Source organism: Mesobacillus jeotgali (assembly GCF_031759225.1).
Lineage (GTDB): Bacteria > Bacillota > Bacilli > Bacillales > Cytobacillaceae > Mesobacillus > Mesobacillus jeotgali_B.
This window is the reverse complement of the sequence record NZ_CP134494.1, coordinates 1,030,208-1,047,500: the sequence shown is the minus strand read 5'-3', so window position 1 is coordinate 1,047,500 and position 17,293 is coordinate 1,030,208. Positions and strand designations below refer to the sequence as shown.

The window sequence follows — 17,293 nt, the reverse complement described above, 5'->3', positions numbered from 1 at the left end:
GCGATTACTAGCGATTCCGGCTTCATGCAGGCGAGTTGCAGCCTGCAATCCGAACTGAGAATGGATTTATGGGATTGGCTCGACCTCGCGGCTTCGCGACCCTTTGTTCCATCCATTGTAGCACGTGTGTAGCCCAGGTCATAAGGGGCATGATGATTTGACGTCATCCCCACCTTCCTCCGGTTTGTCACCGGCAGTCACCTTAGAGTGCCCAACTGAATGCTGGCAACTAAGATCAAGGGTTGCGCTCGTTGCGGGACTTAACCCAACATCTCACGACACGAGCTGACGACAACCATGCACCACCTGTCACTCTGTCCCCCGAAGGGGAACGCCCTATCTCTAGGGTTGTCAGAGGATGTCAAGACCTGGTAAGGTTCTTCGCGTTGCTTCGAATTAAACCACATGCTCCACCGCTTGTGCGGGCCCCCGTCAATTCCTTTGAGTTTCAGCCTTGCGGCCGTACTCCCCAGGCGGAGTGCTTAATGCGTTTGCTGCAGCACTAAAGGGCGGAAACCCTCTAACACTTAGCACTCATCGTTTACGGCGTGGACTACCAGGGTATCTAATCCTGTTCGCTCCCCACGCTTTCGCGCCTCAGCGTCAGTTACAGACCAGAGAGCCGCCTTCGCCACTGGTGTTCCTCCACATCTCTACGCATTTCACCGCTACACGTGGAATTCCGCTCTCCTCTTCTGCACTCAAGTTCCCCAGTTTCCAATGACCCTCCCCGGTTGAGCCGGGGGCTTTCACATCAGACTTAAGGAACCGCCTGCGCGCGCTTTACGCCCAATAATTCCGGACAACGCTTGCCACCTACGTATTACCGCGGCTGCTGGCACGTAGTTAGCCGTGGCTTTCTGGTCAGGTACCGTCAAGGTACCGGCAGTTACTCCGGTACTTGTTCTTCCCTGACAACAGAACTTTACGACCCGAAGGCCTTCATCGTTCACGCGGCGTTGCTCCGTCAGACTTTCGTCCATTGCGGAAGATTCCCTACTGCTGCCTCCCGTAGGAGTCTGGGCCGTGTCTCAGTCCCAGTGTGGCCGATCACCCTCTCAGGTCGGCTACGCATCGTCGCCTTGGTGAGCCGTTACCTCACCAACTAGCTAATGCGCCGCGGGCCCATCTGTAAGTGACAGCCGAAACCGTCTTTCAGCTTTCCCTCATGTGAGGGAAAGGATTATCCGGTATTAGCTCCGGTTTCCCGAAGTTATCCCAGTCTTACAGGCAGGTTGCCCACGTGTTACTCACCCGTCCGCCGCTGATCTTCAAAAGCAAGCTAATGAAGATCCGCTCGACTTGCATGTATTAGGCACGCCGCCAGCGTTCGTCCTGAGCCAGGATCAAACTCTCCAAGAAAGAGTTATGAGTTAGCTCATAAAGTTAAAACGTTGGCTCATGATCTTCTATAATAGAAGCCATGAAAATATTGTTTGTTGACGCTTGTTTGTTTAGTTTTCAAAGAGCAAGTTAGTTAGCATGTCGCCCAGAAGCGACTTTACTAATATAACATCCGGTGTTTTTCTTGTCAATAACTTTTTTTAAAAAATGTTATCGGCAGTAAAACACTTTTAAGTTTTCAACCGTCTGCCGCGAAAGTGTTTTTGCTGTGTTCCGCAGCGACGGTTATTAATATACCAAGTATTTTTCAAATGGTCAATAGAGTTTCTTTATTTTTTTAAGATAATTTTTCAGCTGCTCTATAATAACGATGGAAAATCCCCTGTCCTTTAGTTTCAACCTTGACTACATCAAGGATTTTCTTTTCTATTAAATACTCCACTAGTATACCCAGGTCTACAGAGTATGGAGCCAACTCTGGATGAGCCATCAATTCATTGAAAGACCAGTGTTCTTTACTCTCCATAACCTCAAGCAAATGCTGGCTTCCAACCTTCGTTCTTTTATGGATCAAGAACTCACTGGCCAGGAATAAAAGCTCCAGACGCTTTTCAATGGACTCTTCACTGCAAATCAGCTCTTCATATAACTTATAGATTTCCGGTTCAATCTGTTTGACCTGATGCCATACTGTTACCTCTGGATGGAACCCGTTTTCGATGACCGCTAATCTTGCCAAATGATGAAGTGAATGGACAACATGATTATAGGCATCCAGATAATTAAAATTGTCAAAGAGTACTCTCCCGTCAGAATACCTCCTGATCAATTTAGCGAACTCGATTCCCATTTTGATTTTCCGGCCAAAGAAAGGGAACTCCCTGAGTTCATGCTTTAGGTTGGCAATCCGTTCATTCCTGTCGAAAACGATCTTGCCATTGTACAGCCAATCAAAGATTTTTTTGTTATTGCCGATCAGAAGCCAATCATTGATTTGCTTCTCCGTTACAATATGCATCGCTGCTTTTTTATCATCATAGGAATAATGTTTTACAAAGACGGGATCTTCGTTTTCTTTTACTATAATAAGCAGGATGACATCAAAAGTATCGGTGGCGGCGATGGCCTTTTGCCTCTTCTCGACCACCACTACTCCTACAGTATTAGGATGGCTTGCGCGTTCTTGATAAATCGAACGAAGGATATCCTCCATTATAAACTCCTCCATTTGTTTGTTAGCATATATGTTCGACAATTATATAAAATCTCCTGCATTTTCTCTAGACAATTTTCGACATTCGTTTAGACTTTTTATGATTATCTTGCCTCAGATGATATGATATAGTTAGATTTTAGGGAGGGAAATTCCAATGGCAAAGTATTCGAATAAAATAAATAAAATCCGCACATTTGCGTTGAGCCTGATTTTCATCGGATTCATCGTTATGTATGCAGGTATTTTCTTTCGCAGCTCCCCATTGGTCATGACAATCTTCATGATCCTTGGATTGCTATTCATCATCGCCAGCACAGTTGTTTACTTTTGGATTGGTATGTTATCGACTAAAACAGTCCAGGTCGTCTGCCCTAGTTGCGGCAAACAGACCAAAATGCTCGGCCGTGTGGATATTTGCATGTATTGCAATGAACCGTTAACTCTGGATCCATCACTTGAGGGCAAAGAGTTTGACGAACAATACAACCGAAAACAAAAAAAATAGAACTCGGCGGAAAGCCGAGTTCTTTTTATTTGGCTCATTTCCTATTTACTCAATCAAAAGAAAAAAGGTATTAATGCATACCTAATTAGCCTGCCAAGAATTCAATAAAAGAAACTGATAGCTAATGCCATCAGCAGCTGGTTTAATGAACTTCCTTTGCAGAACAATCCGGACAAGTACCGTAAATCTCCATCCTATGGTTGCCGACTTTAAAACCCGTTACATGGGAAGCCAGGTGTTCAACTTCATCAAGGCCTGGGTAATGGAAGTCAACGATCTTCCCGCATTTGTCACAAATAACGTGATAATGGTGGGAAGTCACAAAGTCAAAACGACTTGAAGCATCTCCATATGTCAGTTCCTTTACCAATCCAACTTCACGGAATACTCTCAAATTGTTATAAACTGTCGCTACGCTCATATTAGGGAACTTCCCTTCAAGCGCTTTATATATCTCATCAGCTGTTGGGTGCGACATTGAGTTTATTAAAAATTCGAGTATCGCATGACGTTGCGGAGTAATACGGACTCCTGTATCCTTCAAAGTATCCAGGGCTTCTTTTAACTGACTCTGTACCACCGCCATGCACCTCACTTTACTTTAGAGTATAATTCTTATTTTATAATATTTATAAATAGTGTACTAATTTCATTCCACTTTTGTCAATATTGCCACATCACGAACATGTACAAATACGGCATTTCGATTAATCCTGATGCAATGTCTGTTCCTTCGATCCTAAATGCATATTCACATACCTCGCTGCAACAAACAGGAAGTCTGACAGCCGGTTCAAGTATGAAAGGACAAGGGGGTTGACTTCGTCGCCCAGTTCAACTGCCAGGCGTTCAGCCCTTCTTGCAACTGTCCTTGCTACATGCAGAGTGGCTCCTGCCTGATGTCCACCCGGGAGAATGAAGTTGGTCAATTGCGGCAATGCCGCATCCCAGGCATCGATCTTTCCCTCTAATTCTTCAATATCCTTTTCTTCAAGGGTCCACTTCACGTTTTTTCCAGAGGGGGTAGCGAGTTCTGCACCGACATGGAATAATGCCGTCTGGACTTTATGGAACATTTCCTGCATGTCTTCTTTGCCACTGAAGTACTCTCCATTCAAATAACTCAGGGCCAGCCCTATCATTGAATTCGTTTCATCACATGTTCCATAAGCTTCTACTCGTTTGTCATTCTTGGCTACTCTTGCTCCATAAATAAGCGACGTTGTCCCTTTATCACCAGTCTTCGTATAGATCTTCATATCCTAGTACCCCCTATCCATGTCAATAACATTGAGATAATCCGAACCTTTTTTTATATATGTATGCAGATTATGTTTGAAAATTTCAAAAGATCTTGGCAGATAGTTTTTCGTAAGGCTTGATATATGCGGAGTTACTGTTACATTCTCCATCAGCCAGAATGGGTGGCTCTCATTCAATGGTTCGGTATAAAACACATCCAAATAGGCATGGGCTATCTTTTTTTCCTGAAGTGCGGCCAGTAAAACCTCATCCTTTACCAAATCTCCACGGCCGATATTGATAAATACCGCAGTATCCTTCATCAAGTCAAAATCACTGCTACCGAGGAAATGCTTTGTTTCATCTGTGCTAGGCAATACTGAAACAACGAAATCCGCCTTTGGCAGGGCATCTTGATAGTTTTCCATCGTAAATATTTCATCAGCCCATTCAGAGTCACGGCCACTACGATTCACGCCGATTGTTTTCATATTAAAGGCTTTCGCCAGTCTTGCCAATTCTCCTCCAATTGCTCCTATACCTAGAATGAGCAATGTCTTGCCGTATAATTCTCCCATCGGCAATTTACGTTCCCATGCCTTAGTCTGCTCATTAGCCCAAAGGGACCTCATTTGCTTAACATGCTGCAGCATCATGCCGATTGTAAATTCAGCCATTGGTATTTTATGAATTCCCCTGACATTGGTAACGAGAATCCCCCGCTTCTTACAGGCCTCGAATGGCATTCTATCCAGTCCGGCTGACATGACCATGATCCACTTTAATTTATCAGATTTATATATAAGTTCTTCAGTTAAATCCTCACCGTAAGTAAGAAAAACTTCCGCATCCAAAAATAACTCTTCCTTGATTCCTTTATGGAATTCAAAGCTTATTTGCGGAAATACCTTTTTAGCATCTTCCTGCAAAGTCTCCGGAGGCAAAATAGAGGAGTAAATTTTCATTCAAACCAAACCCTTCGTTCTATAGTCATATTAATAATTGTATTAATTTTCACTCTTTTAAACAACTTACATGCCTTTATAACATAAAAAAAGGCGGGCTGTTGTAGCCCGCTAAATCGTTTGAGGAGGTATGCCCTAATACAATGATATTCAGTAACAGCTAAAATGAATGGACAGAAGCCTGTATTGATAAAAATAGGCGGCTCATCATTCTTTTACATGATAAAACTTTGCGATTGCCTCTCTGTAGGCATCAAGCGATGGTTCGCCCTTGAAGTTTGATAACATACCCTGGATTACCGCAATTCGCGGTGATTCCCTTTCTGTCTCACTCTCCAGCACATCCAGCGAAACGATCAAGTCCTCGTTATTATCCAGACTGAAAATTTCATGTTTCATCTTTTTGATGATTGATTTTATATCCTGTCCATTCGCCATGAAAAACGCTTTTGATTTTTTGATCAATTCATTAACTTTCTCTTCGGAAGCAACAGGGTTTTCTCCCTTCAGACCATCTACCAGCGAATCGACTCTTCTCAGAATATATCCCACTAGTTCATCGATCTTGAAGCCATCCGGATTGAACAGCAGAAGTTTCATATATGAATTAAAGAATCCCTCAAGCATGAGAGCCAAATCCCAGAGATGCGGTTCAGCTTTTTTTCCATAAATGGCACGCAGACTGTTTTGATAATACACTTGCGCTTCATAATACTTGCGGATCATCAATTCCTTTACCTCTTCATTAAGAGGTATTGCCTGTTCCCTTGATTGCATGATAATGAATTCCTTATGTTCAAGCATCGTCGTGAATAATGCAGTCAGCTGTAATGTGAACTTTTCTCTAGGAGGCAGCTGTTCTTGCTCATACGCTTCAAGCTTCTTTTCGATATAATCAAAGTAATATTCAAGGATCGCGATCAATAAAGCATCCTTGGATTTAAAGTATAAATAGAATGCTCCCTTGGAGATTCCGCTTTCAGAAACGATTTCCTGGATTGAGGTGGATGCAAATCCTTTCGTTGCATATAACTTGATCGCAGCTTCAATGATTGCTTTTTCTTTTTCCTTCACCCTTAAAGCCTCCCCAACTGTTTAAAATAAGTATGACTGACTGGTCATAGTATTAATATCATATCCTATTATAACTTATTGATATATCCGAATCAGCAAAAAGACAGCCATTCTCGGCTGTCCTGTTCCTTAAAGATTTTCTTTTATATACTCCAGGGCCTCTTCAACATGCCCTTTCACTTTCACTTTACGCCATTCTTTTGCAAGATTGCCATCCTTGTCAATGATAAAGGTTGATCGTTCAATCCCCATGTATTCCTTTCCGAAGTTCTTTTTTAGCTTCCAAACTCCGTAATCCTCTGCAGTTTTATGGTCTTCATCAGCCAGTAGCAGGAACGGCAGACCGTGCTTTTCAATGAATTTTTCATGGCGGTTGATTGGGTCAGGACTCACCCCAAGGACCACTGCATTCAATCCTTCAAAACTCTCATGATGATCTCTGAAGTCACAAGCTTCTGTTGAGCAGCCAGGAGTCATGTCCTTTGGGTAAAAATAAAGGACCACATTCTTGCCTGCAAAATCAGAAAGCTTAACAGCTTCTCCATTGCTCGCCGGCAGTTCAAATGCCGGTGCTTTTTCACCTATTGCCAGTGTCATTATGTATCCCTCCAAAATCAGATCTCTTTTCTTTAGCCTATCTAATTTTGGGTTAGAATACAAACCAAAGGAATTTGTCATGATCGTTTCTGGTCGAACATCGCCCTTGTCACAAATGCAGCAGGGATCGTGTAGCCAATAAGTGCTTCCAGGACCGCGATTGCCCTCCCAATTCCGACCGGTGCGATATCCCCATACCCGACAGAAAATAGCGTAATGGCACTGAAGTACAAACTCGTGGACATCCTTTCGTAAGAGGAAACGCTGGGACGCATACTTACGTCTGACAACACCCAGATCCCTTTCAGATCCAGCAAATAATACAATAACCCAAAGCCCGCCATCACCGTGGCATATATCAGTGCAAGCGTAACGAAGTTTTCAAAAGATACCTGTTTGCCTTTTATCTTATGCGGAATGAATAAGGTCCTCAAACTTAATAATATCGCTAAAATAATTAATATGATCGAAATGTAAAATTGCATATTCAAGCCTCATTTCCTGCGTCTCTCCCTTCACTATACGCTGGTGAAATCAGGAGTATGCAAGCAAGTCCATGCAGCGGGTAATGAGTTGGAAAAGTTAATACCCATCCGAAGTTGCCCGTTCTTCTGACAGCTTTTCTCCTTCCACGCCTGAACCTGTCCGAAGTTGCACCTTCTTCTGACAGCTTTTCTCCTTACACAGCCAAACCTGTCCGAAGTTGTCCCTTCTTCGGACAGCTTTTCCTCTATCACAGCCAAACCTGTCCGATGTTGCCCGTTCTTCGGACAGCTTTTCCACTTTCACACTCAAACCTGTCTGAAGTTGCCCCTTCTTCTGACAGCTTTTCCACTTCTACACCCAAACCTGTCTGAAGTAGCCGGTTCTTCTGACAGCTTTTCGACTTTCACACCCAAACCTGTCTGAAGTTGCCCGTTTTTCTGACAGCTTTTCTCCTTCCACGCCCGAACCTGTCTGAAGTTACCCCTTCTTCTGACAGCTTTTCCACTTCTACACCCAAACCTGTCTGAAGTTGCCCGTTCTTCTGACAGCTTTTCTCCTTCCACGCCCGAACCTGTCTGAAGTTACCCCTTCTTCCCCGACAGTTTTTCTCCTTCCATGCCCAAACCTGTCTGAACCTGAACCTACACAAAAAGACCACAGCAAGTTTATGGCTGCAGTCTTTTTGGTTATATATTCAGTTCCCGGCCCCACGGTACCTTTTCACTCCTTCATTCCAAATGAACACGGACAGACTGAAAAAGACTAGCCCGATTACTGGTGTTAAAAAAGAGTAACCATACCACTCGTCACGTCCAAGGAAGTAAGCTGCCGGATAGACTCCGACAAAGGCGAATGGCAAGATCCAAGTGAGTACAAACCGGATCGCCTTATTATAAATATCTACTGGATAGCGTCCGTAGTTTCCGATATTGTACATCATCGGCATGATCGAGGTCCGGGCATCGGCCCAGAAGCTGATGCAGGCAATCATCACGAATATGCCGGCGTACACAAGGACACCACCCAAAACGAATAAAACAAACAAGAAAGGATCTGACCAGCTCACCTCGAGTCCAAGCCGGCTTCCTGCATAAAACATGACGGCCAGCCCAGTTACCGCACCGAACAACGACTCCAGCTCCATCCGTTCGAGAATGATCTGGAACAGGCTATGAATCGGCCTTGTCAGGATCCTGTCAAGCTCTCCTTTTACAATATACCTTTCATTGAAATCCCAGATATTGAAGAATGACGAAAAGAGTGCATACGGCACGAGGAAAAAACCGTAAATAAAGATGATTTCATCACGGCTCCAGCCGTTCAGGAATTCGGTATGGTCAAAGACGACCAGGATAAAAATCAGATTGACAGCCTGGAACAATAAATCAGAAAAAATTTCAACAATCAAATCCGCCCGGTATTCGAGCCTTGTCTTCATATACTGGGCGACATATTGAAAAAACATGCTGATGTAAAACATTCGTCACCCTCCCTGTATAATCAGTTGTTTTTTAGCGATGACCCAAAGAATCTGGATTGGGACCACCAGGATCAACACCCATACAGCCTGGAGCAGAAGCCCTTCAACTACCTGGCTCCCCGTGAATCCATTCGTAAAAATCATGCTTGGGATATAGCTGATTCCCTGGAAGGGAAGAAATCGCATGATTTCCTGCGCCCAGCCTGGAAAAAAGCTGATCGGCAGCAGCAATCCTGAAAACAAATCAATCAGGACGCGCTTGGCCCGGATGAGGCCTGTATTATTATATAGAAAGAAAGTGGTAATTCCCGTCAGCAGGTTCAATTGTGTATTGATGAAAAAGCTGAGCACAATTGAGATCGCGAACAGCCCCCAGGTTGCAGCATCCGCTGAAAACTCCATAGGGAAAATCAAGGCGACGATGACCATGCCTGGCACCGAGAAGAAGAACAGCCTGAATATCCCTTCGCCCAAACCCTGCATCGTTTTCATACCGAGATAGCTGTACGGCCTGATCAATTCCACGGCTACCTTGCCTTCCTTGATTTCCGTCGCCATTTCCCGGTCGATATTGTTAAAATAAAACGCCCTTGCCATCCAGGCAACTGCCACATATGTCGTCATTTGGACGGCACTCAAGCCTTCTATTTCACTTTTGCCGCCGTATATCGCATTCCAGAGAAAGTAGTAGGCCCCGATATTGATACTGTAAATCAGGATCCCCGTATAATAATTAGTCCTGTAAGCAAGCATCATTAAAAAACGAATACGGATCATTTCGATATATTTATCCATGCTGTGTCATCCCTTTATCATAGATATTGCGGATGATTTCTTCTGTGGACGGCTCATTGATTTTCACGTCCCTGACCTTATAAGCAGCAACCGTACGGGCAATCACCTGGGATACCGTTTCCTCATCATCCCCTGTCAATGCAGTATAAATCTGTTTCCTTTCATCCAGCTCCCATTTGATATCAAGATCACCTGTCAACATCTCTAGCCGGCTGAGGTCTGCTCTTTCAAGGAATTCGAAGCTGATTTCCTTTCCTTCTCCCCATTTTTCCTTCAAGCTTTTCAGCGCGCCATCATAGATGATATTTCCTTCATCCAGCATGATGACCCTCTCGCATAATGCTTCGATATCGGTCAGGTCATGGGTCGTAAGCAGGATTGTCGTATTGTACTTTTCATTTATTTCTTTTAAAAACTCCCTGATTTTCAATTTGACAAGCACATCCAGCCCGATAGTAGGCTCATCAAGGAAAAGCAGCGGCGGATTATGGATGAGCGCGGCCGCAAGCTCGCAACGCATTCGCTGACCGAGCGAGAGTTTCCTTACGGGTTTATCGAGCAATGGCTCTAGATCAAGCGTTCTGATGACATGGTCCATATGTTCGTTATACTGTGCGTCTGAAACTTTATAGACCTTTTTCAACAGACGGAACGATTCCTGGACAGCAATATCCCACCAGAGCTGTGAACGCTGGCCAAATACGACCCCGATTGTCTGGACGAATCTTTCCCTTTCCTTATGAGGATTCATGCCATTGACGATGACACTCCCTGAAGTCGGGGTAAGGATTCCGGTCAGCATTTTAATGGTTGTCGATTTACCAGCTCCATTTTCTCCGATGTAACCGACCATCTCTCCCTGTTTGACAGTAAAATTAATATCGTTCACTGCAGGAACGATTTTATAATTACGTGTAAAAAGATCACGGAAGGCTCCCGATAATCCGGAACGGCTAGAATAAGCCTTAAATTCCTTTCGCAATCCGTTCACTTCAATTGCGTTCATGTATATTTCCTCCTTTGGTCACTCAAACAGTTTAGCCAATCATCCTGGCTAAAACAAATGCTATGCCTGATTCCTTTTTACAAGATTGAGGATAGTTTAACCACAAAATGCAGGATTGTTGAATAACCAAGGAATTGAACCAAAACTAAGCTTCTTTTTTACTGAAAATGAACGAAAAGTGAAACAATCTGTAAAAATAAGAAATAATGTTAAAATAGAAAAGCAGTTACATATAGGAGGTTTTACGATGCAGAGAACGAATTCTGAGCGGATACATAGCGAAGCTCTTGAACATATCGTAGGCGGTGTCAATAGCCCATCCCGTTCTTACAAGGCGGTCGGCGGCGGTGCCCCTATCGTGATGGAGCGTGCCCAGGGCGCCTACTTCTGGGATGTGGATGGCAATCAATATATCGATTATTTAGCGGCATATGGCCCAATCATCACTGGCCATGCTCACCCGCATATAACAGAAGCGATCAAAAAGGCCGCTGAGACTGGTGTCCTATACGGAACACCTACACCACACGAGGTCAAATTCGCAAAAATGCTCAAGGAAGCCATGCCGGCGCTTGATAAGGTGCGCTTTGTCAACTCCGGGACAGAGGCAGTGATGACCACGATCCGTGTGGCTCGAGCTTATACAGGACGGGATAAAATCATCAAGTTTGCAGGCTGTTACCATGGCCACTCTGACCTGGTGCTGGTTGCTGCAGGGTCGGGGCCATCTACTCTTGGGACTCCTGACTCTGCTGGTGTACCTAAGAGCATTGCCCAGGAAGTCATCACAGTACCATTCAATGATATTGAACCTTTCAAGGAAGCTCTTGAAAAATGGGGAGATCAGATTGCAGCGGTACTCGTGGAGCCGATTGTCGGCAACTTCGGAATTGTCGAGCCGAAACCCGGCTTTTTAGAAGAAGTGAAGGAGCTGACCCATCAGGCTGGTTCTCTGATTATTTTCGATGAGGTCATCACGGCATTCCGTTTCATGTATGGTGGTGCACAGGACTTGCTGGGGATTACGCCAGACTTGACGGCAATGGGCAAGATCATCGGCGGCGGACTGCCAATTGGTGCTTATGGTGGACGTGCAGAGATCATGGAAAAGGTTGCACCGCTTGGTCCTGCATATCAGGCTGGCACGATGGCAGGAAATCCAGCTTCCATCCTTTCAGGCATCGCTTGCCTTGAGGTGCTGAAGCAGGATGGCGTCTATGAGTATCTCGACCAGCTTGGCGCGATGTTAGAGGAAGGAATCACTTCTTCCGCAAGCAAGCATGGCATCCCAATTACGATTAATCGATTGAAGGGTGCATTGACCATCTATTTTACAGATGAAAAAATCGAGAATTATGAGCAGGCAGAGAATACGGATGGTGAAATGTTCGCACGCTTCTTCAATCTGATGCTTGAGCAGGGAATCAACCTTGCGCCTTCCAAATATGAAGCATGGTTCGTGACCATCGCCCACTCCCAGGATGATATCGAGGCAACCCTCCATGCTGTTGATCAAGCATTTTATTCAATGGCTACTGAATAAATATACAAGTTTTTATACATAACAGGCGCCTTGATGGCGCCTGTTATTTTTATCACCTGAAATGAAACCGTTTACATTTCAAGGTGTATTTTATTGGCATCTTCATTTCCAGAATTATTCTCCATCCAAATTAATGCATAATTAATTGATTTCTGAAAATTCTTATGATATGATTGCTATTAATATTTTAAAATTGCCATTCAAGTGGCCGCTTAAAATCCCTGCTCTAAATTCCCGTCTAATGTTTTACCCTCATGTACCAAGCTATCAAACGACAAATCATAGATTATTTTTTCAGGAGGTGAACCGGCTTAAAGGAACCCTTTATAAGCCGATTTTTATGACAACACAATGGAACCCTTCCCAATTCAAGGACTTTTCAAGATTCGAACACGATGCCTGCGGAATCGTAGCCAGCATCGAGAAGAAGAAAATCCCGACACGCGAGAATATTTTCCACTGTATCAACGGTCTGGTCACGATGAACCATCGCGCTGGTTTTATCAATGGCGAGGGTGATGGCGTTGGTGTGCATATTGACATACCACGTGCACTCTGGAAGGAAAAGCTTACTGCTGCTGGCGACGATGTCAATGCAGTCGATCAAGAGAACTTTGTGGTCGGACATGTTTTTATTTCGAGGACTGAACAGGCGGAAACAATTCAGGGTGAGCTTGAGGCAAAGCTTGCAGAACAGAATATGAAACTCGTATTTTCATCAGTCGATGTGACTGATTCTGGGGCACTCGGACCAATAGCCATTCAGGAAAACCCTGTATTCTGGCAGTTCGCATGTCTTGCAGACGAAACAGGACAGGAACTTTCCAGCAAATTATTTAATATGATCGTAGATTTCGAGAAAAATGAACAGGTGCATGTAGCATCCCTTAGCCAATACCATGCTGTTTATAAGGTTATGGGCGCTGGTGACATTCTTCCTAAGTATTATCATGACCTGGCAAGCCCGCTCGTTGCATCGACAATGACACTTGGACATAACCGCTATTCAACTAATACCCTATCAAGCTTTTTCCGTGTCCAGCCGTTCAGCGTCCTTGGCCATAATGGTGAAATCAATACAATTGCAAGACTTCGAGATGAGGCTCGCATGGTCAATGTTCCGCTCGTTAAAGACGGCAGTGACTCACAGGACCTTAGCCGCACACTTGAAACATTTATTTGTCGTGACGGTTATTCATTGTTTGAGGCAATGGACATGATGTTCCCGCCAATCATCAATGAAATCAAAGCTTATCCCGAACATTTGCAAGATTTATATACTTATATACGCGAAGCATGGGGCCATTTTGCCCAGGGGCCAGCAGGCATCATTTCACGATTTGGAGATGAAGCCGTATTCAGTGTAGACGCACTTGGCCTGCGCCCGCTTTGGATGGTAGACACAGAAAGCTCTTACCTGTTTTCATCAGAACCGGGAATTATCCCGTCAACTGACTACAAAGGTGATCCGAAACCCCTCGCACCAGGCGAAAAGGTCGGCCTGAAGTGGAACTGCAACACAATTGAAGTGTTTGAAATGGAGCAATTCCAGGGTGAAGTCTACAAGCGTTTCTCCGAACGTCTTGCTTTCCAGGAAGCACGCCATCGCCTTGAGGGTCCGAAGCTTAGCAAAACGATCACAATGACATATCCGGAAAAAATCCATAACGGACAATATAAAGCATTCGGCTGGGAGCGGGACCATGTCCAGCTAGTGGAGCAAATGGCTGAAAAAGGAGCCGAACCAATCCGCTCACTGGGGCATGATGCTCCGCTTGCAGCAATGAATCCTGAACGTAAAAATATCGCTGATTTTATCAAAGAAAGCGTTGCTGTCGTTACGAATCCGGCAATTGACCGTGATCGTGAAGCCGAACATTTCTCAACCAGAACTGTACTCGGAAAACGCCCTTCCCTTTTTGGTAAAACAGTAACAGGGAAAGTAGTAGAATTGCTAACACCTTTGCTTGTTGAAGGAAAGGCCGGCTACGAAGTCTCCCAACAAACTGGGCAGCCAAGCATGGACCAGGTCATCCAATGCTATCAGGATGATAAACTCGCAGCCTATCTGGAAACGGTTTTCCGCAATGATGAAGGCGTGAAAGAAGCACTTGAAAGACTTGCTGCTGAGGCAATTGATGCTGTTAAGGATGGTAAGGCATTGCTTGTCCTTGATGACGCAATCTCCCACCAGGAAAATGCACTTTGGCTTGACCCGCATCTTGTTGTTTCGGCAATCGACCAGGCACTTGTTAAAGAAGGCTTGCGACGTGACTGCTCACTGCTGTTGCGCTCGGCATCTTTAAGATCGCTGCATGACATCATCGTCGCACTTGGCCTTGGTGCCGATGCAGTCAGCCCATACTATATGTTCATGACAGTATTAGATGAGTCCGTCAAGCCGCTCGTTAATCTATACAGCGCTTTGACGAAAGGCCTTGAAAAAGTCATTTCTACTATCGGTATCCATGAATTGCGCGGATACGGACGTCTATTCTCGTCAATCGGCTTGAATGATGAAGTAGCAGACTATTTAGTCATCGTGAACTTCTTTGGTTCCAATGAACTTGCCTATAATTTTGAAGCTATGAAAGAAGATGCAAAGAAAAGAGCAGAAGATTTCCAGAATGAAAAAGAGCGGATCGGCAAAACGTTCCACCTCTTCCCGCGTATCTGGAAGGCGATTGGCGAGGTTGCTTCTACAGGAGATTACAGCGTCTATCGTGAGAAAATTACCGAGCAGGAAGCTAGTAACCCGACAACGATCCGCCATTTGACTGGGTTGAAAAAGGCTGAGACTGGAGTTTTACCAGAAGAAGTTGAAATTGGAGTAGGCGATCACAGTCTGCCGTTTGTCATCGCCTCGATGTCTTTCGGATCACAGAACGAGATTGCGTTCCGCGCTTATGCAGAAGGTGCCGACCGCCTGAACATGATCAGCATGAACGGCGAGGGCGGCGAAATCAAGGATATGCTTGGCAAGTATCCGCGTACGCGCGGCCAGCAGGTTGCATCCGGCCGTTTCGGCGTGAATGCTGAGTTGCTGAACTCCTCCAATCTTCTGGAAATCAAGATTGGCCAGGGCGCGAAGCCTGGTGAAGGCGGACACCTCCCTGGTTCGAAGGTTACCGCAAAAATCGCGGAAGCAAGGAATGCGACGATTGGTTCGGATTTGATTTCACCATCAAACAACCATGATATCTATTCGATCGAAGACCTTGCACAAATGATCCATGAGCTCAAGACAGCCAATGACCAGGCTCGTGTTGCGGTAAAAGTCCCTGTCGTTCCGAATATCGGTACGATTGCAGTCGGTATCGCCAAAGCAGGTGCGGATATCATCACCTTGAGCGGTTTCGACGGCGGTACGGGTGCTGCCCGTATTCATGCTCTTCAATATGTTGGACTCCCGGCAGAAATCGGCATCAAGGCCGCACACAACGCCTTGCTTGAAGCTGGATTGCGCGACAATGTCGAGCTCTGGGCTGACGGCGGTGTGAAGAGTGCTCAGGACGTCATTAAATACATGCTTCTTGGTGCGAACCGAGTTGGATTCGGGACACTGTCGATGCTTGCCATCGGATGTACAACTTGCCGCGGCTGTCACCTCGACACATGCCATGTCGGTATCGCGACACAGATCGATTCTGAAGCTCAGGCAAAGGAACACGGATTGCGCCGTTTCGTACCACGCCAATTCGACCTTGCCGTCCAGGGCATCATGAATCTGTTCACCGCTTTTGGCAATGAGCTTAAGTCACTTGCCGCATCTGCAGGCATCAAGAATCTGCAGGAAGCAGTCGGCCGTTCCGACTTGCTGGAACAGATCAAAGGAAAAGATATGCTCGACCTGACCTATCTGTTGAAGCCGCTTGAAATCGGTCAGATCTCACATCAGAAAGAAGCTGCTGCTGCAATGGCCTCTGCCCAGCTCCAGGTCGCTGCAGGCGCTGAATACCTTGATGCTGTTGATGAAGAACTACATCAGTCACGAGAATTCAATGCGGTTACTGCCGAGCAGCGCGTGCTTGCCAGCAGGGTTTCCTGCCACCGTGTCCGCGGACGTCTGGATGGTTCCTACCGTAAACTGCAGCCAGTCTCACTCCGTTACAAGGGCTCGATCCTCGGAAACGGACTTGGTGCTTACAACACAGACGGCATCAATATTGAAATTGATGGCGGCGGCCAGGACGGAGTCGGCAAGACTTCATTTGGCGGCGCAATCTTGATCGCCAAATCACCTGGCAAGGACGGGGGATTCTACAATGGTTCTGTCGGCAAAGGATTTGGCTACGGAGCACAGAAAGGTCTGCTCGTAGCACAGGGCGATGCCGACGCCCGTGCGGGAATCCGTCTATCTGGAGCCGATATGATCATTGGCGGCCAGGTGAAAAAGCCTATTCCTGAAAAAGAATTTGGCAATATCGGAACAAACGCAAATATCAAAGGGTTTGCCTTTGAATATATGACCAATGGCCGCGGACTTGTCCTCGGTGATCCTGGACCTTGGATTTGCGCAGGCATGACAGGCGGTGTCGTTTACCTGAGACACCAGCCAGAGATGGGACTGACAAAAGAGGCCATCGCCCGCCGAATCGCCAAAGGTGCCAAGGTATCCATCGAGACGCTTTCTGAAAAAGGCATCAACGATGTAAAAGAATTACTGGCCAACTACATTGAGATGGTAAAAAATCATGGGCAGGACAACGAAGCCGCTGACCTCGCCCTTCTGCTGGAACATCCTGAAGACCACTTCATCCAGATCGTTCCTGTCAAAGAGCAGGCAGATCCAGCAGTATCAACTGAATGATATAAGAAAATGATAATGGCCCCGTTACTAAACGGGGCCATTTATATTGGTCAGAAATCGAGTATTATTCTGATTCAGGAATAAACGATGGATTTTCAGGAATACATTTTGATTTTAAGGAATATAATCCGTATTTAAGGAATATATCCGCTTGTTCAGGAGGATCTCTCACTATTTAAGGAACATCTCCAATAATTTTAGAAAAGTTTGTTCTAAGGAAATCCTCTCCA

The 17,293-nt window shown here is 45.3% G+C and carries 14 protein-coding genes and 1 rRNA gene (1 of these 15 only partly in view); 3 read left to right on the top strand and 12 right to left on the bottom strand.

From position 1 onward, the window contains the following. Nucleotides 1-1,362 (bottom strand): 16S ribosomal RNA (locus RH061_RS05175); it reaches 188 nt to the left of the window's first position. A 319-nt stretch (nucleotides 1,363-1,681) separates the two neighbouring features. Beyond that, nucleotides 1,682-2,557: a nucleotidyltransferase-like protein gene (locus RH061_RS05170; RefSeq protein ID WP_311074431.1), complete on the bottom strand. Its 876-nt coding sequence runs from the start codon at nucleotides 2,555-2,557 to the stop codon at nucleotides 1,682-1,684. A gap of 157 nt (nucleotides 2,558-2,714) precedes the next feature. Here RH061_RS05170 and RH061_RS05165 point away from each other — a divergent pair, with 157 nt between their 5' ends. After that, a complete protein-coding gene (locus tag RH061_RS05165; RefSeq protein WP_311074429.1) occupies nucleotides 2,715-3,065 on the top strand; it encodes a YgzB family protein in 351 nt (116 codons plus the stop codon). 142 nt (nucleotides 3,066-3,207) lie between these two features. Here RH061_RS05165 and perR read toward each other — a convergent pair whose 3' ends face one another. From perR to RH061_RS05115, 10 genes are all read right to left on the bottom strand, one after another. Beyond that, nucleotides 3,208-3,651 carry a peroxide-responsive transcriptional repressor PerR gene (gene perR, locus RH061_RS05160; RefSeq protein ID WP_041967611.1) on the bottom strand — a complete coding sequence of 148 codons (444 nt, stop codon included), beginning with the start codon at nucleotides 3,649-3,651 and terminating at the stop codon, nucleotides 3,208-3,210. Between the two features lie 121 nt (nucleotides 3,652-3,772). Beyond that, on the bottom strand, nucleotides 3,773-4,324 hold the full coding sequence (locus RH061_RS05155) for a cob(I)yrinic acid a,c-diamide adenosyltransferase (protein WP_311074427.1): 552 nt from the start codon (nucleotides 4,322-4,324) through the stop codon (nucleotides 3,773-3,775). 3 nt (nucleotides 4,325-4,327) lie between these two features. Further along, nucleotides 4,328-5,272 (bottom strand): D-2-hydroxyacid dehydrogenase, encoded by a 945-nt coding sequence (locus RH061_RS05150; protein WP_311074426.1) that lies wholly within the window; start codon nucleotides 5,270-5,272, stop codon nucleotides 4,328-4,330. 207 nt (nucleotides 5,273-5,479) lie between these two features. Continuing rightward, nucleotides 5,480-6,346 carry a TetR/AcrR family transcriptional regulator gene (locus RH061_RS05145; protein ID WP_311074425.1) on the bottom strand — a complete coding sequence of 289 codons (867 nt, stop codon included), beginning with the start codon at nucleotides 6,344-6,346 and terminating at the stop codon, nucleotides 5,480-5,482. 129 nt (nucleotides 6,347-6,475) lie between these two features. Beyond that, the gene (gene bcp, locus RH061_RS05140; RefSeq protein WP_311074423.1) at nucleotides 6,476-6,943 is read right to left on the bottom strand and encodes a thioredoxin-dependent thiol peroxidase; all 468 of its coding nucleotides are present in this window, start codon (nucleotides 6,941-6,943) and stop codon (nucleotides 6,476-6,478) included. Nucleotides 6,944-7,020: 77 nt separating this feature from the next. Next, nucleotides 7,021-7,428, bottom strand: a complete 408-nt coding sequence (locus RH061_RS05135) for a potassium channel family protein (protein ID WP_311074421.1) — start codon at nucleotides 7,426-7,428, stop codon at nucleotides 7,021-7,023. A gap of 97 nt (nucleotides 7,429-7,525) precedes the next feature. Next, nucleotides 7,526-7,738 (bottom strand): hypothetical protein, encoded by a 213-nt coding sequence (locus RH061_RS05130; RefSeq protein WP_311074420.1) that lies wholly within the window; start codon nucleotides 7,736-7,738, stop codon nucleotides 7,526-7,528. A gap of 385 nt (nucleotides 7,739-8,123) precedes the next feature. Next, a complete protein-coding gene (locus RH061_RS05125; RefSeq protein ID WP_311074418.1) occupies nucleotides 8,124-8,909 on the bottom strand; it encodes an ABC transporter permease in 786 nt (261 codons plus the stop codon). A gap of 3 nt (nucleotides 8,910-8,912) precedes the next feature. Beyond that, a complete protein-coding gene (locus RH061_RS05120; protein ID WP_311074416.1) occupies nucleotides 8,913-9,704 on the bottom strand; it encodes an ABC transporter permease in 792 nt (263 codons plus the stop codon). Beyond that, nucleotides 9,697-10,710, bottom strand: a complete 1,014-nt coding sequence (locus RH061_RS05115; RefSeq protein WP_311074415.1) for an ABC transporter ATP-binding protein — start codon at nucleotides 10,708-10,710, stop codon at nucleotides 9,697-9,699. Before RH061_RS05115 ends, RH061_RS05120 begins: the two co-directional genes overlap by 8 nt. Nucleotides 10,711-10,957: 247 nt before the next feature. Between RH061_RS05115 and RH061_RS05110 the strand changes: the two genes are divergently transcribed. After that, nucleotides 10,958-12,253: a glutamate-1-semialdehyde 2,1-aminomutase gene (locus RH061_RS05110; RefSeq protein WP_311074414.1), complete on the top strand. Its 1,296-nt coding sequence runs from the start codon at nucleotides 10,958-10,960 to the stop codon at nucleotides 12,251-12,253. A 340-nt stretch (nucleotides 12,254-12,593) separates the two neighbouring features. Continuing rightward, nucleotides 12,594-17,063: a glutamate synthase-related protein gene (locus RH061_RS05105; RefSeq protein WP_311074413.1), complete on the top strand. Its 4,470-nt coding sequence runs from the start codon at nucleotides 12,594-12,596 to the stop codon at nucleotides 17,061-17,063. Nucleotides 17,064-17,293: the final 230 nt, after the last annotated feature.

Coding starts and splice junctions, on each gene's coding strand:
- RH061_RS05110 (WP_311074414.1), top strand. CDS start 10,958: ATGCAGAGAACGAATTCTGAGCGGATACATAGCGAAGCTCTTGAACAT.
- perR (WP_041967611.1), bottom strand. CDS start 3,651: ATGGCGGTGGTACAGAGTCAGTTAAAAGAAGCCCTGGATACTTTGAAG.
- RH061_RS05170 (WP_311074431.1), bottom strand. CDS start 2,557: ATGGAGGATATCCTTCGTTCGATTTATCAAGAACGCGCAAGCCATCCT.
- RH061_RS05125 (WP_311074418.1), bottom strand. CDS start 8,909: ATGTTTTACATCAGCATGTTTTTTCAATATGTCGCCCAGTATATGAAG.
- RH061_RS05115 (WP_311074415.1), bottom strand. CDS start 10,710: ATGAACGCAATTGAAGTGAACGGATTGCGAAAGGAATTTAAGGCTTAT.
- RH061_RS05120 (WP_311074416.1), bottom strand. CDS start 9,704: ATGGATAAATATATCGAAATGATCCGTATTCGTTTTTTAATGATGCTT.
- RH061_RS05155 (WP_311074427.1), bottom strand. CDS start 4,324: ATGAAGATCTATACGAAGACTGGTGATAAAGGGACAACGTCGCTTATT.
- RH061_RS05150 (WP_311074426.1), bottom strand. CDS start 5,272: ATGAAAATTTACTCCTCTATTTTGCCTCCGGAGACTTTGCAGGAAGAT.
- RH061_RS05105 (WP_311074413.1), top strand. CDS start 12,594: ATGACAACACAATGGAACCCTTCCCAATTCAAGGACTTTTCAAGATTC.
- RH061_RS05135 (WP_311074421.1), bottom strand. CDS start 7,428: ATGCAATTTTACATTTCGATCATATTAATTATTTTAGCGATATTATTA.
- RH061_RS05165 (WP_311074429.1), top strand. CDS start 2,715: ATGGCAAAGTATTCGAATAAAATAAATAAAATCCGCACATTTGCGTTG.
- bcp (WP_311074423.1), bottom strand. CDS start 6,943: ATGACACTGGCAATAGGTGAAAAAGCACCGGCATTTGAACTGCCGGCG.